A 13,177-nucleotide genomic window follows, 5' to 3' on the forward strand; every position below is an offset into this window, starting at 1 on the left:
CAAAGTGACAAACATGTCATATGATTCCATGGTTTGTTCGTTCGATCGATGGAGGCAGACATCTCATTTCAATTATCCTTATCGTAAATCAAGTAAAAAGGGATGAAATGAGATGCGGGGACTTAATGAAGATTTATTTAGGTGGGTGAATGAGCTCAGTATCGATCATGGTTACTTGAATCCAATATTTATTGGACTAGCTGAATATACAGTGCTGCTGGCAGTGCTTGTGTGTCTGTTCGTATGGTTTCAAAATCGCAGCAGGTACAATAGAGCGATGGTCGTTTCTGCCGGACTGACCTTCGTGCTCGCCGAGTTACTTGGGAAAATCGCTGGGGTGTTTTATTTTAATCAGCAGCCCTTTGCAGAAATGAGCCGCGTCAATCTTTTGATTCAAAAGGAAGTGAATAACTCGTTTCCGAGTGATCATACCATCTTTATTTTTTCGATTTGCGTGATCTTTTGGCTGTTTCACAAACGCCATATGTATTGGCTGATCATTGCGTGTGCTGTTGGTTTTTCAAGGATTTGGGTAGGTGTTCATTATCCATTTGATGTCTTAGCAGGAGCTGCTATAGCGTGTTTAACAGCCGTCGCCGTTGTATATTTGCCGATATGCCAAAAGAACGTTCATGCCCTTTTGTCATGTTATGAATGGGTTGAACAAAAATTGGTAGGGAAGAGAATAAAATAACTTGCAGCAGTAAAATACCCCGATCTGTAAAGCTGAGATCGGGGTACTGTTTATTTTCGCCAAAACGTTGAACAATCCGCTTTGTCTTCGATATTAAATTCGATGATTTTCTTTAGGAGAGGATAATCAACTGGCAAGCTTTCTTTCATGCGAAACAGATTTTTCCCATGCTCGTACCCAGCTTGTACAATGTCAGCTGAAAATTGATCAATTCCTTTTGCTTCTGGTGCGACAGAAATGTGATGTTTTGCCACGCTAAACCCAATAATAAATGTGCCGTGATCTGTGAACATGGGCTGATTCCAAGCAATTCTTGGCTCTAATTGAGGGAATGTGTCTTCTACCCATTGTAAGATGTCTTGAGTGCGCTGCTTCAGCTCCGGGTTACCGATTTTGCTGATATATTCTTCAAACACATGCATGATATTTTATCCTCCCAATCCATCTACCTCATAAGCCTCAGACGGGATTCGAACCCGCACTCCTTTCGTAAGCATAGGCTAGGGGCAACACGCTTCCCTACGGAATTTCACCGACAGGAATTTCACCTGTCTCAGCTCATGTGCTTTTCGGTGCTTCTGAAACCCTTGCCTTGCGACCCGCCAGCTACAATTTGTTTTACGGCGCTCTTCCCTTCTAGAGCTACTGAGGCGTGTAAGTGATTGATCATATTATATAAAGAAACTGGATAAATGAAAAGCTGCTATGAACCATCATCAGATTAGAAAGCCTCGACATTGGGCTTTTTTCATTTCATCTCAAGATGTTTATTTTAAAAAAAGGCGGAATTTTTTCGCAAATATCATTGACTAGGAGAAAGAAACGCACTTTCAATGGAAACGGTTATTGAAGATTCAAGTGATTCATATTAAAATGATGTCAAATGGACTAATTAGCAATTGCTAATAGAAGTTCCATATTTAGTGAAATATGTGTTGCAGCTGAAGGTGATTGGGGGTGTAGAATGAGCAAAGTTCCTGTTGCGGAATTGGCATCACTATTAAATGACTGGAACATGGAAATCAAAAAAGATCATGCAGATGAGGCAGAACGGTTATTTGCCAAAGCGAAAAAAGCGGTAGAGGAAATTGACGATGCGGATATCCTCATATACTATTCTCTTCTTGAGAAGAGGCATCACATTCTTATGTACAATTTAAGAGGTCAAAAGGGCAATGTTTCAACGAAAAGCATAGAGGGTCATTATGGAAAAAAAGAAGATGACCTGTCTAATCGTCTTGCCTATTATTTTGATTTTTATGAGGGTGTGTATGAGCAGCATCAAGGTAATTATGAGGTTGCATTGCAAATGTATCAAAGTGCTGAAAAGCTCTTAGATAAAATTCCAAGTGAGATAGAACGTGCTGATTTCGATTTTAAAGTGGCATGGCTTTATTACCGGCTCAGTCATATCATGCTCTCATTAAGCTATATCCGCAGAGCGCTGCACGTCTATAAGCGGCACAAGCAGTATGAAAGAAGAACGGCCCTTTCATACTCCCTCATAGCAGCGAATCTAACGGAGATCGGCCGGTATGAAGAGGCGCTTGAGAATTATCGTTTGGCGGAAGAAGTTTTGACAAATGAGCAGGATGATTTTATGCTGGCTCAGCTTCATCACAATGTGGCCATTTTATATTCATTTTGGAATAAACCGAAGGAATCGATACGTCATCTTGAAAAAGCACTGTCCCATCAAGAGTATTATGATTCAGATTTCTTTTTCCATTCTACGTATCTGATCAGCCGGGAACTCTGTGTGATTGGTGAAAAGCAGCGTGCAAGCCAATATATAGAGGCTGCATATGCCAGAATAAAAGATGCTTCTCATGAAGTGTTTCAGCTAAAAATAGGCATCGTACATGATCTTTACTTAACGCATGCGTCACAAAGATTTCAGCAAATTGATGAGAAATTAAGAAAGTTAGAAGAGAAGAATGAATATCATGAAGTAAAAGAGCTATCACAATTTGCAGCAAAATATTGTGAAAAGCAAGCACTTTATGAGCAGTCTGTTTTTTACTTGAACAAAAGTTTAGAAGCGGATTTACATATGAAAAGAATGGGGTTGATTTAAGATGAAAACAGGATTAAAAGTATTATTCGTTGTCGGTTTAGCGGTCGCTGCGACTGTTCTATCGCAAAACGTTGCAGGTTCATTCGAAGTTGCAGAAAAAATCATTGGTGGTTAATACCATTTATCTCTCGCCCTTGTTGATGATCGTCAGCAAGGGTTTTTTGTGTTTTAATAGGCTCTTCTTATTAAACGCTCCAAGAACGTTTAATAAGAAGAATTCGCAACAAAGGGGGTGTGCAAATTTATTACCTGCTCCATTATTCTAAATAAACATAGGGCATAGCAACAAGTTAAAAAGGTCACTTTTCTTTGCTTAATTTAATTTTTTTCAGGACTTTTCATTCAAATTTTAACAAATTGGTCTAATGTACATAGAAGGAATGAAAAAGCAGGAACACCGCCCCATTTGTCATGCATATGATGAGATAAGGTCTGATTCGAAGGCAGGAGATTGTATGTATCCACGGGTTTATGGCGGTTTTCATGGAGGCGGTTTTAGCGGAGGCGGGGCACATATTGGGCCGGTCGGTTCCCATATCGGCTTTGGCGGGTATTATTTGAGCCCTGGTGTATTCTCTGGCTTAGGCGGTTTTCCCGGGTACGGAGGATTCGGGGCATTTTCTGGATATCCATATGGTTCTACATTCATCACGGGACGTCCTCCTGGTTTTTATGTAAGGAGTTATTAGTGTAAAATCACAATCATTGAAATAGCCATCTGAAGAGAGGCTATTTCAATTGGTGAAAGTGCTTCAATCCAGCAGTGATCACAATGATGCCTAGAATGATGATCGGCAGCCAAATGATGATAAACGGATCGTAACGATCTGTGTATGCAGCAATAGCTGCACCTAGGCAGTAGAAGGCAATAGAGCCTATTCGCAGCAAGCTTACAAGCTGGATAGGGGCCTTTCTTTTTTCCCGGTATGATATGCGCTGGGCTGCATCTTCAAATAGGTTAGCAAGTGTACTCGTGAGAACAGTTGTGGAAATCCCAGCAACATTCAATTTACGAGCGGCCGCCGTTTGCATGCCCATCGCCATACTTAAAAGGATGATCAACATAAAGTAAGCACCTTGTGTATAAGGGAAAATGGTCATGAGAGCAAATAGAAGCAAAATCATCAATTCGATGATAAAAATGCGTGTAACGGCTTTTGGCCAAAACGTTTTCTCGTGATTTCCGCCTATCACCACTGCAAGTAAAACCCCTAAAACGAATCCACTTAGAGCAATGATCGAATGAAGAGCTGTTAGCTGCAAGGAACTTCCTGCTGCAATGCCAAGCAGCACAATATTACCTGTCATATTGGCTGTAAACACATGCCCCAGGCTTAAATAGCCAATCACATCCACAATTCCTGCGGAAAGACATATGAAAATTAAAGCTGTATTTCGAAATGAATGTGCGGTCAAAATAGTCATCCCTTTCTTCCTCTCTAATGAATAAGTGTAACGCTTCATGACCGCAAATGTCCATCTGATGAGATGGTCACATGTGTGCAAGCTGATGTAAGACTTGTCTAAAAGCATCATCATTCACAAGGTGCCTCATGCGGCGGAACGGATCGCCTTTTTCCTTTAAACGCTCTATAACAGCCGGCATCGTAAAAAGAGAAGGATGAAGCTCATCATGATAGAGTTCGTCCCATTCAAGCGGTGTCGCAACAAGTCCAAGTTTATTTCCTCTTGGAGAATATGGAGCGATGATTGTTTTCCCAGCATCGTGCTGAATGTAGTCTAAATACAAGCGATTGCCGCGTTTTTTCTTAAGACGTTCCAGAGTAAAAAGATCCGGTGCTTGCTCACATAAAAATTGGCATATAAATGCGGTGAATTGTCTTGTTTCTTCGTATGTGAAGGCGTTTTTCTTTAAAGGAATATAGACTTGAAGCCCTTTACCTCCGCTTGTTTTAATAAAGGCTGTGAGAAAAAGCCCGTCTAAAAGCGCTTTGATTCGTTTGGCCGCTTCTATGGCTAGATGAAACTCATTTACAGATGGCGGGTCTAGATCAAAGACGATTTCTGTCGGCCGATCCGTATCTCTTGTCTCAAAAGGGATATGAAATTCCATTGCCAGCTGGTTGCCAAGCCAAAGAAGCGTACGAGGATCATTACAGACCGTATAAGAAATATCGTCAATTTCATCTGTTAAAACAAAATCCGGCGCATAATCAGGTGTCGACTTTTGATAAAAGAATTCGTCTCCAGTGCCATGTGGATACCGAATTAAAGTAAGACGCCTTTCACGTAAAAAGGGCAACAGGTAGGGAGCCGCTTGTCTTAAATAAAGTAAGTAATCTGCCTTGTTTAGTTGAAGAGCCGGGACAATCGGTTTTTCTGGGTGAGTGACGTCTATAGCAGCAGGGAGTGGATACAGCTGTTTGAGCATTTGCTGAAATGTACATGCTGCTGGATCAGCATCTAGTAAAAAAGAAGAAAAGCGCGGCTCTCTTAACGCCGATCCATCAAAGGATATACACGCAATGCTGGCAACGATAGAAGGAGGGATTTCGTATAAAGATCCTCCTCCTGTTAACTGGCCTTTTGTCTGAAATAGTGTACGCAGCGTTTGTTCTTCTTCTTTAGAAAAACCATGCTTGAATTGGACAACCTCGATGAGAGCCGAATCTTGATAAATGGAACCTTGAAAATAGCCATTTTCTTTGTCAAAACGGGTGATAATGACAGAAACATACCGCCAGTTTTTCATTTTCAGCCATTCTTTTGAACGAGTATTGTCGTACCATTTACTCGACTTTTTTTTCGCTACTAGTCCTTCTGCTAAATACGTCGTCATTAAGTTTTTCATGTATTCAGAGTCGGGGTCTGTATGAATGACCTGCAAAAGGGAAGGGTGCTCCAGCTGAACTGATAAGGGGAGATTTGCTTCTTGGAATAATTGTTGCAGCTGATTTTTTCTTTCCATCAACGGTGAATCAACGAGAGGTTTCCCTTTGCTGCTTAATAGATCGAATGCAATGAAATGACACGGAAATCGTTCAGCCTGTCTTTGGATGGCTTCTTTGTTTTTCAGCCTGCCTCTTTGCTGAACCTTCGCAAACTCGCTTTGCTGTTCACTCAGTAAAAAGACCAATTCTCCGTCAAGTGTCAGCGGTAAAAAGGGAGCAAATTGGTCTTTTAATTGTTCGCATCGATCCATCACTTCAGGAAATTGCTCATTTAGCTGTTTTCCGGTCCTGCTTTCTAAACGAATCTCGTCTTCTTCCCAGACAAGAATAGCCCGAAAGCCATCATATTTTAATTCATACACCCAGTCTGCACCGGCAGGTATATCATGTGCAGGTGTTAATCGCATAGGTTTCATTGTGCATGTCACTTCCTTATATCGTGTGTTCTTAGAGTGGGATGAAATTTTCAATCACATACATAAGTCTGATGAAAACATTACATAGTAAGGAGAAAAGAACGGAGGAAGCGCGATGCATACAGTATGGAAAGGCGGCATTAGTTTCGGGTTGGTCAATATTCCAGTCAAGCTGTTTACCGCTACAGAGAACAAAGACATTAAATTAAGACAGCTGCATAAAGAGTGTCACACGCCCATTAACTACAAGAAAGTATGTGCCAATTGCGGTGAAGAAGTAGCGCCGGAACAAATTGTGAAGGCGTATGAATATGCGAAAAATAAATTTATTGAATTGGACGATGAAGAGCTGGAAAAACTGCGAAAAGAAAATGAAGAAAAAGCCGTTGAAATCATTGATTTTGTAAAGATTGAGGAGATTGATCCAATCTATTACGAAAGAAGTTACTTCTTATCACCGGATACCGGCGGAGCGAAGGCTTATTCATTATTAAGAAAAGCTTTAGAGGAATCGGGGAAAATTGGTGTCGCTAAGATTATGATTCGCTCTAAGGAGCAATTAGCGATCGTTAGGTGCTATGAACATATTTTGCTGATGGAAACCATTCATTTCCCTGACGAAATTAGACAAGTATCAGATGTGCCGAATATCCCCCAAGAGGAGAACATTGTAAAGAAAGAGTTAGATACAGCGCTCCTTTTAATCGAGCAGCTGACCACAACGTTCGATCCAGCGGCATATCAAGATGAATACAGAGAACAGCTGATGAATTTAATTGGCGATAAAATATCTGGAGAACATACCGTTCAGCCAGAAACGACAGGCAAAAAAGATCCTGCAGCCAATGTGACAGATTTAATGGCCGCACTACAGGCTTCGATCGACCGATCAAAACCAGCCAAAGCGAAAAAAGCAGCGCCTAAGAAAAGAAAAACTCCAGCGAAAAAAGAAAAGAATGCATAAAACAAGACCGCTGACGAGCGGTCTTATTGCGGCTTTAACACGTCCTGAATCGTCCCGTCTTTTCGATGAATGACAACGGAAGTTCCTTTATTAGCTGAAATCTCCTTTGCCCGGTCAATGGCTTCTTGTTTTGTTTCTTTGACCTCACTTGCTCGTTTCGCTTTCTCTGTTTGAACCGCCCAGCCTTCCTCGTGTTTCACTACATGCTGCGCATGATCCATGAGCTCTGGTCTTGCGGAGCTGCTCTCTGAAGGTTTGACAGAACCATGAGATGAGAAATTTTCTATCTCTTTCTCGGTGGCATTCTTTTTCCACTCCTTCGCTTGACTGATTGCAATTGGAATGGCTCTATTTTCCTCATAGCCTTCCTGAATCATTTTATTGGCAATCTCAAGCGCTTTTTTCCGAATGACGTTGTCTAATGATTGAAATGAAGCTGGATAATCGTTCATCGTCCAAGGCATATGGACCGCTCCTTTCTTTTACTTGAACACCTTCCCCCATCTGCAATGGATTAAACATACAAGTACTCTCAAACCAATGTTAGGGATAAAATACATCGTTTTGCTGAGGCAGAATATCATCAATTCCTGCAGAATAGAAGATAGAAAAGGAGTGATTTTGATGATGATGAAAGGTTTGTATGAAGCACATTTACCTGTGAGTGACTTGAAGACATCGATTGCGTTTTATGAAAAATTGGGATTGACACTTGCTCATGAGAATGAAAGAGTAGCCTTTTTATGGATTGAGAAAGGAAAGAGCTGGCTTGGCATATGGAAGGCAGATATGTCCACTATTCCATATCACGTAGCAACTCGACATGTAGCCTTCCGAATTAAAACATCCAGCATCGAACAAATCAAAGCCTGGCTGATTGAAAGAGGCATCAGCATTCACCCAATGTTTGGTTTTTCAGAAGAAAAACAGCCTTTAGTTCTCGATAATCCGCCGCAATTTCATGCAGCGATCTATTTTCTTGACCCAGATGAGAATCTGCTTGAATGCATTGCGCCGCTTGAACTTGATACAGCAGAAGACTACGATATCATGACATATGAGGATTGGGAACGAAAGAAAAATCCGTTTATTGATTGACAAAATCACTCATTGTAACTATATTGATTACAACGGTGGTGAAAGATTGTGAAACAAATTAGCAGCAGGTATCCGATTGCTGTTCATATTGTGTCATTTATTGCAGGTGTTCCAAAAGAGTGTACTAGTGATTTTATTGCAGAGAGCGTGAATTCAAATCCAGCCATTGTTCGAAAAATGATGGCAATGCTTAAACGGGCGGGTCTCATTGAAATTCGCCGCGGTGTGGGCGGTGCTTATTTAAATAGACCGCCTGAGGACATCACGCTGTTAGATGTGTACCGCGCTGTGGATGTAAGCGAGGATGAAGAATTATTTAACTTTCATCAGCCCGTCATCGCATGCCCGATTGGTCAAGCGATGGACACGAGACTTCGGCATGAACTAAAAGAAGCACAAGCTGCACTTGAGAATCACCTAAAGCAAGTGACAATTCAGCAATTATTAACAGAGGCGGAATAAAAAAGCTCGTACTTAGGAGCTTTTTTTACACCTTTGTTGTAACCATTTTGATTATAACGTATGCACATCACCGTTGAACGAAAAATGAGGAGGTCAAACAAATGAAATTATTAGTAACAGGTGCAACAGGACAACTTGGATCGCTCGTCGTCAAGCATTTGCTCACAAAAGTACCGGCTGAACAAATTGCAGTCAGTGTTCGAAATCCGAAAAAAGCAGCACATTTGAAGGATGCTGGGGTGGATGTACGCCGTGGAGATTTTACTCAGCCAGATACCCTGACATCAGCATTTGAGGGCATTGATCGTCTGTTGATCATTTCAACAGCGGATGGTGACCGCGTCGAGCAGCATAAAGCAGCAATTGAAGCGGCGAAAGCAGCAAATGTGAGGTTTATTGCTTATACAAGTGTTGTCAATGCAAGAGAGAGTCAGCTTGTCCTTGCAAATGACCATGCCAAAACAGAAGAAGCCATTTTGGCCTCTGGCATTCCTCATGTATTTTTAAGAAACAACTGGTATGTTGAAAACGAAAAAGATACGATTCTGGCGTCAGTCAGCGGCGCACCATTTTTAAGTCCAATTGGCGAAGGAAAGGTTGGCTGGGCAACAAGAAATGACTACGCAGAAGCGGCAGCAAATGCGTTAACACTTCCCATACATGATCAGGAGATATATGAACTGTCAGGACCTCTTCGGACGCATAGTGAACTTGCACAAATTGTTAGTAAGGTGAGTGGAAAAGAAATCAAAGTAGAAAAAATAGATGTAGACACATTTGGAGACTTTTTAGCTTCAAATGGTGTACCGAAAGAAGCAGTGCCATTTGTCAAAGCCATTCAAAGCGGCATACGCGATGGTGCTTTAGCTGTCGAAAGCCAAGATTTCGAAACATTACTAGGCCGGCCGTTAACACCTATTGAAGAGAGAATTCGTGAATTGATTTCAGAATAAACAACAATAACGCCCTATGAAAAGGGCGTTTTTTCCATCCGAAAAGCTCACGCCAGTTTTAAAAAATCATCTTGCCACTAGGTGAATGGACATAGTAAGATGACGACATACAAGATGAACTGCTCATCTACTGCTGATGTAAAGGAAGCTGCTAATGGAAATGAAGACAACTGCTCAAACGAAATCAATTGCACTGCCGCTTGTGATTTCAATTATTGCTATTTCGTTTTCTGCAATCATTGTGAAATGGTCAAATGCACCTGCTGCTATTTTAAGTATGTATCGAATGATTTTTGCGGCGGCTCTCATGCTGCCGTTTATCTTGCCAAGAAAAAAAGAATTTCTCTCGATAAAGCGCAGAGACTGGTTTTTCCTATGTACCTCAGGCTTCTTTTTAGGGCTTCACTTTGTGTTATGGTTTGGCTCACTGAAGCTGACGACAGTGGCAAGCTCTACCATTATTATCGCCCTTCAGCCGATGGTGTCCTTATTAGGCGGATTCCTCATTTTCCGTGAACGAACAACAATGTCTGCAATATTAACGATGTGTGGGGCGATTGTAGGTGCCCTCATGATAGGCTGGGGAGATATTGGTCATAGCAAGGAAGCCATCTTAGGAGATCTTTTATCCTTTTTGAGTGTGATCGCTGTTGTTTGTTATTTGTTAATAGGCCAACAGGCTGTAAGAAAAATATCTCATTGGATTTATAGTTTTTGTGTATTTGGCTTTGCCGGTCTTTTTTTAATTTTATTCAACTTGCTTCAGCAAACTCCTTTTATAGGCTATCCGGTTAAAGAGTGGGGAATCTTTTTATTGCTCGCCATTATTCCCACGATGTCTCATGTCATTAATAATTGGCTATTAACCTATGTTAATGCGACTACCATTTCAATGAGTATTCTAGGTGAACCTGTTGGGGCAACGATCCTTGCTGTATGGCTGCTTGGAGAGAAAGTTACGCTGCTTCAAATGCTTGGCGGTCTGCTTGTTCTTTTAGGCGTCTTTTTCTTTTTGATGCAGCAGCGTCAAGGTATCTTAATGAAAACAAAAAAATCCGGTTAACTTCCGGATTTTTTACTCTTTTAAATCGTTTTTTTCAATCACTTTGTTTAATCTTGCCTCGATTTTTTTCAATTCCATTCGTTTTCTTCTAATCATGCGAAATGCGATAACAATGATTGTCACAATAAAGGCAATGAATAGAAGAGAGAACACTTGAAATAGAAGATCTCCCATGTTGAATGCCACATTCTCTCCATTAGACATACGTAAAACCTCCTTTTCTACCTATATATTACCATAATCAATAAAAGATTGAGATTTATCCATAATTTATCTATAATAGGTAAAATATCACTCATTAAAGGAGAACCAATATGAGAACTTTAGTCCTTTTACGAGGTCTCCCAGGCGTAGGTAAATCAACATGGATCAAAGAACAAGGCTTAGAGCCTTACACTTTATCAGCGGATCAAATCCGGCTGTTAACTCAGCCGCCGCAGCTATCAGTCAATGGGAAACTAGACATTTCAAGCAAGCATGACCACAAAGTTTGGTCTTTATTATTCGATCTACTCACAGCCCGTATGGAGCGCGGAGACTTTACTGTAATTGATGCGACACATATTTCAAGTAAATCGATTTCTCAATATAAGTCTTTAGCGACATCTTATCGTTACAGGGTGTATGTCGTCGATTTCACGCAGGTACCCCTTGAAACAGCTCTTTTGCAAAATCGCTCACGTGAATCTCACAAAGTGGTGCGGGAATCTGTTTTGTATCAAATGAACGAGCGGTTAAAAACAGAAAAGGTCCCATCATGGGTGACTGTTTTGCAGCCGGAGGATTATCCGCAAGTGATGACTTATCAGCCTCGATCCTTTGATCAATATGAGGCCATTCATGTTTTCGGAGATATTCACGGTTGTTACACCGCACTTACCACCTATTTGCAAGGAGACATCAAAGAAAACGAACTTTATATTTTTGCAGGTGACTTGCTTGATAGAGGAATAGAAAACAAAGAAGTATTAGAATGGATGCTCGCCCATAGAGAATGCCGGAATGTCATCGTCATTGAAGGCAATCATGATCAGCATTTATACCGGTTTGCACATGGTGAAAAAGTCAGAAGCAATATGTTTAATCGTCATACAGTGCCTGAAATCGAAGCAGCAAACTTTGATTTGAAGGAAGTACGAAAGTTTGTCAGAACCTTTCATCAGCTGACTTATTTTACGTACCATGATCAGACATTTCTTGTTACACATGGCGGGCTCGCTCATTTGCCTGAAGAACTTCTGCATGTCTCAACACAGCAGCTCATTCACGGCGTAGGAGAATATTCAGATGATATTGATCACTTATTTGTTCAAAATACGGCTGGGATGGATATCATCCAAATTCACGGGCATCGCAATTTATACAGACTGCCTATTCACGCAGCGGAAAGGTCTTATAACCTAGAAGGTCAGGTTGAATTTGGGGGGCAGCTGCGGGTGTTGAAAATCACAGCTGACGGGATTGAGACCCATGAAATTGACAATCCAGTTTACAGAGCATCTGAGAAAAAACAATCAGCTGCTGTTCAGCCAGATATTTCACTGGATGATTTTTTAGCTCATTTAGATCAGCATGAATATGTACAGGAATTAAAGCTTCCGCACCATATTTCATCTTTTAATTTTACGAAAAAGGCTTTTAGTGAACGGCAGTGGGATGATGTGAATGTGAAAGCAAGAGGTTTGTTTGTCAATATGGTTTCTAAGCAGATTGTGTCTAGAAGCTACAATAAATTTTTTAACATTGATGAGCGTCCGGAGACAAGAATGCAGCATTTAGTGAACCATCTTCAATTCCCTGTCACCGTATATGATAAAGCAAATGGATACTTAGGAACTGTTGGGTATAATGAAATGGAAGATGAATTGGTGTTTACATCCAAATCCTATACATCACATGTGAAACAAAATCAGCATGCTTCATGGGTCGAAGAGCTATTTAATAAGACCTTCAGTGATGTGCAGGCTGATTACATTAAATCATATGTCCGTGACCACCATGTATCTCTTGTGTTTGAAGTCATTTTGCCAGAAAAAGATCCGCATATTATCACATATGAACAAGATCAACTCATTTTACTTGATATTGTGAAGCGGCAGTTAAGCTATGAAAAAGCACCATTCGCTGAAGTGAAAAGATTAAGTGAACAGCTTGGAATATCCTGCAAGCAGGAAGTGGCTGTTTTCCATGATTGGACGTCTTTTTATAAATGGTATCAGGCGGTCTCTCATGATAACACAATTAAAGAAGAGGGGTATGTCATTGAGGATGATCAAGGCTTTATGACCAAACTCAAGCTCCCTTATTATCAATTCTGGAAGCAGATGCGCGGGATGAAGCAGCGCGTTGCAGAGAAGCGTACCTCGCAAAAATATATGCAGGCTTTGCAGACAGCGGAGCAAGCAAGATTTTATACATGGCTTCTTGAGCAAGAAGCAGATCATGTGAGGAATAGCTCAATTATTGAACTGCGATCACAATTTGAACAAAGCGGTACTGCCCAATTGAATAATGATGAAATCAATGCATAATCTAACA

General features: G+C 40.9%; 14 protein-coding genes. 9 read left to right on the plus strand and 5 right to left on the minus strand.

Annotated elements, in window-relative coordinates:
* Positions 1 to 112: 112 nt before the first annotated feature.
* Positions 113 to 694, plus strand: coding sequence for an undecaprenyl-diphosphatase (locus M1D81_RS08930; protein ID WP_456265026.1), 582 nt, complete (start codon positions 113 to 115; stop codon positions 692 to 694).
* 50 nt (positions 695 to 744) lie between these two features.
* On the opposite strand, the gene M1D81_RS08935 is transcribed toward M1D81_RS08930, so the two are convergent.
* Positions 745 to 1,116, minus strand: coding sequence for an iron chaperone (locus tag M1D81_RS08935; protein WP_456265025.1), 372 nt, complete (start codon positions 1,114 to 1,116; stop codon positions 745 to 747).
* Between the two features lie 542 nt (positions 1,117 to 1,658).
* On the opposite strand from M1D81_RS08935, the gene M1D81_RS08940 reads away from it, so the two are divergent.
* Complete coding sequence (locus M1D81_RS08940) at positions 1,659 to 2,771, plus strand: response regulator aspartate phosphatase (protein ID WP_456265024.1); 1,113 nt, start codon at positions 1,659 to 1,661, stop codon at positions 2,769 to 2,771.
* Positions 2,772 to 3,151: 380 nt separating this feature from the next.
* A complete protein-coding gene (locus tag M1D81_RS08945) occupies positions 3,152 to 3,460 on the plus strand; it encodes a hypothetical protein (RefSeq protein WP_456265023.1) in 309 nt (102 codons plus the stop codon).
* A gap of 40 nt (positions 3,461 to 3,500) precedes the next feature.
* Here the strand turns inward: M1D81_RS08945 and M1D81_RS08950 are convergent, their stop codons facing one another.
* A complete protein-coding gene (locus tag M1D81_RS08950) occupies positions 3,501 to 4,196 on the minus strand; it encodes a YoaK family protein (RefSeq protein ID WP_456267135.1) in 696 nt (231 codons plus the stop codon).
* A gap of 67 nt (positions 4,197 to 4,263) precedes the next feature.
* Positions 4,264 to 6,099, minus strand: coding sequence for a DNA ligase D (locus M1D81_RS08955; protein WP_456265022.1), 1,836 nt, complete (start codon positions 6,097 to 6,099; stop codon positions 4,264 to 4,266).
* A 115-nt stretch (positions 6,100 to 6,214) separates the two neighbouring features.
* Here M1D81_RS08955 and ku point away from each other — a divergent pair, with 115 nt between their 5' ends.
* Positions 6,215 to 7,063, plus strand: a complete 849-nt coding sequence (ku, locus tag M1D81_RS08960; RefSeq protein ID WP_024425113.1) for a non-homologous end joining protein Ku — start codon at positions 6,215 to 6,217, stop codon at positions 7,061 to 7,063.
* A 23-nt stretch (positions 7,064 to 7,086) separates the two neighbouring features.
* On the opposite strand, the gene M1D81_RS08965 is transcribed toward ku, so the two are convergent.
* Positions 7,087 to 7,527, minus strand: a complete 441-nt coding sequence (locus M1D81_RS08965) for a DUF2188 domain-containing protein (protein WP_456265021.1) — start codon at positions 7,525 to 7,527, stop codon at positions 7,087 to 7,089.
* 160 nt (positions 7,528 to 7,687) lie between these two features.
* On the opposite strand from M1D81_RS08965, the gene M1D81_RS08970 reads away from it, so the two are divergent.
* The 4 genes from M1D81_RS08970 to M1D81_RS08985 all read left to right on the plus strand — a co-directional run bounded on the left by M1D81_RS08970 (position 7,688) and on the right by M1D81_RS08985 (position 10,639).
* A complete protein-coding gene (locus tag M1D81_RS08970) occupies positions 7,688 to 8,161 on the plus strand; it encodes a VOC family protein (RefSeq protein ID WP_456265020.1) in 474 nt (157 codons plus the stop codon).
* 48 nt (positions 8,162 to 8,209) lie between these two features.
* Positions 8,210 to 8,623, plus strand: coding sequence for an Rrf2 family transcriptional regulator (locus M1D81_RS08975; protein WP_456265019.1), 414 nt, complete (start codon positions 8,210 to 8,212; stop codon positions 8,621 to 8,623).
* A gap of 101 nt (positions 8,624 to 8,724) precedes the next feature.
* Positions 8,725 to 9,576, plus strand: a complete 852-nt coding sequence (locus M1D81_RS08980) for an SDR family oxidoreductase (protein WP_456265018.1) — start codon at positions 8,725 to 8,727, stop codon at positions 9,574 to 9,576.
* A 154-nt stretch (positions 9,577 to 9,730) separates the two neighbouring features.
* Entirely contained in the window at positions 9,731 to 10,639 is a 909-nt protein-coding gene (locus M1D81_RS08985; RefSeq protein WP_456265017.1) for a DMT family transporter, read from the plus strand.
* Positions 10,640 to 10,651: 12 nt separating this feature from the next.
* On the opposite strand, the gene M1D81_RS08990 is transcribed toward M1D81_RS08985, so the two are convergent.
* Positions 10,652 to 10,843 carry a hypothetical protein gene (locus tag M1D81_RS08990; protein WP_025093255.1) on the minus strand — a complete coding sequence of 64 codons (192 nt, stop codon included), beginning with the start codon at positions 10,841 to 10,843 and terminating at the stop codon, positions 10,652 to 10,654.
* 110 nt (positions 10,844 to 10,953) lie between these two features.
* On the opposite strand from M1D81_RS08990, the gene M1D81_RS08995 reads away from it, so the two are divergent.
* Positions 10,954 to 13,170, plus strand: a complete 2,217-nt coding sequence (locus M1D81_RS08995; RefSeq protein ID WP_456265016.1) for an RNA ligase — start codon at positions 10,954 to 10,956, stop codon at positions 13,168 to 13,170.
* Positions 13,171 to 13,177: the final 7 nt, after the last annotated feature.

Source organism: Bacillus sp. JZ105 (assembly GCF_053903125.1).

Coding starts and splice junctions, on each gene's coding strand:
- M1D81_RS08930 (WP_456265026.1), top strand. CDS start 113: ATGCGGGGACTTAATGAAGATTTATTTAGGTGGGTGAATGAGCTCAGT.
- M1D81_RS08935 (WP_456265025.1), bottom strand. CDS start 1,116: ATGCATGTGTTTGAAGAATATATCAGCAAAATCGGTAACCCGGAGCTG.
- M1D81_RS08940 (WP_456265024.1), top strand. CDS start 1,659: ATGAGCAAAGTTCCTGTTGCGGAATTGGCATCACTATTAAATGACTGG.
- M1D81_RS08945 (WP_456265023.1), top strand. CDS start 3,152: ATGAAAAAGCAGGAACACCGCCCCATTTGTCATGCATATGATGAGATA.
- M1D81_RS08950 (WP_456267135.1), bottom strand. CDS start 4,196: ATGACTATTTTGACCGCACATTCATTTCGAAATACAGCTTTAATTTTC.
- M1D81_RS08955 (WP_456265022.1), bottom strand. CDS start 6,099: ATGAAACCTATGCGATTAACACCTGCACATGATATACCTGCCGGTGCA.
- ku (WP_024425113.1), top strand. CDS start 6,215: ATGCATACAGTATGGAAAGGCGGCATTAGTTTCGGGTTGGTCAATATT.
- M1D81_RS08965 (WP_456265021.1), bottom strand. CDS start 7,527: ATGCCTTGGACGATGAACGATTATCCAGCTTCATTTCAATCATTAGAC.
- M1D81_RS08970 (WP_456265020.1), top strand. CDS start 7,688: ATGATGATGAAAGGTTTGTATGAAGCACATTTACCTGTGAGTGACTTG.
- M1D81_RS08980 (WP_456265018.1), top strand. CDS start 8,725: ATGAAATTATTAGTAACAGGTGCAACAGGACAACTTGGATCGCTCGTC.
- M1D81_RS08985 (WP_456265017.1), top strand. CDS start 9,731: ATGGAAATGAAGACAACTGCTCAAACGAAATCAATTGCACTGCCGCTT.
- M1D81_RS08990 (WP_025093255.1), bottom strand. CDS start 10,843: ATGTCTAATGGAGAGAATGTGGCATTCAACATGGGAGATCTTCTATTT.
- M1D81_RS08995 (WP_456265016.1), top strand. CDS start 10,954: ATGAGAACTTTAGTCCTTTTACGAGGTCTCCCAGGCGTAGGTAAATCA.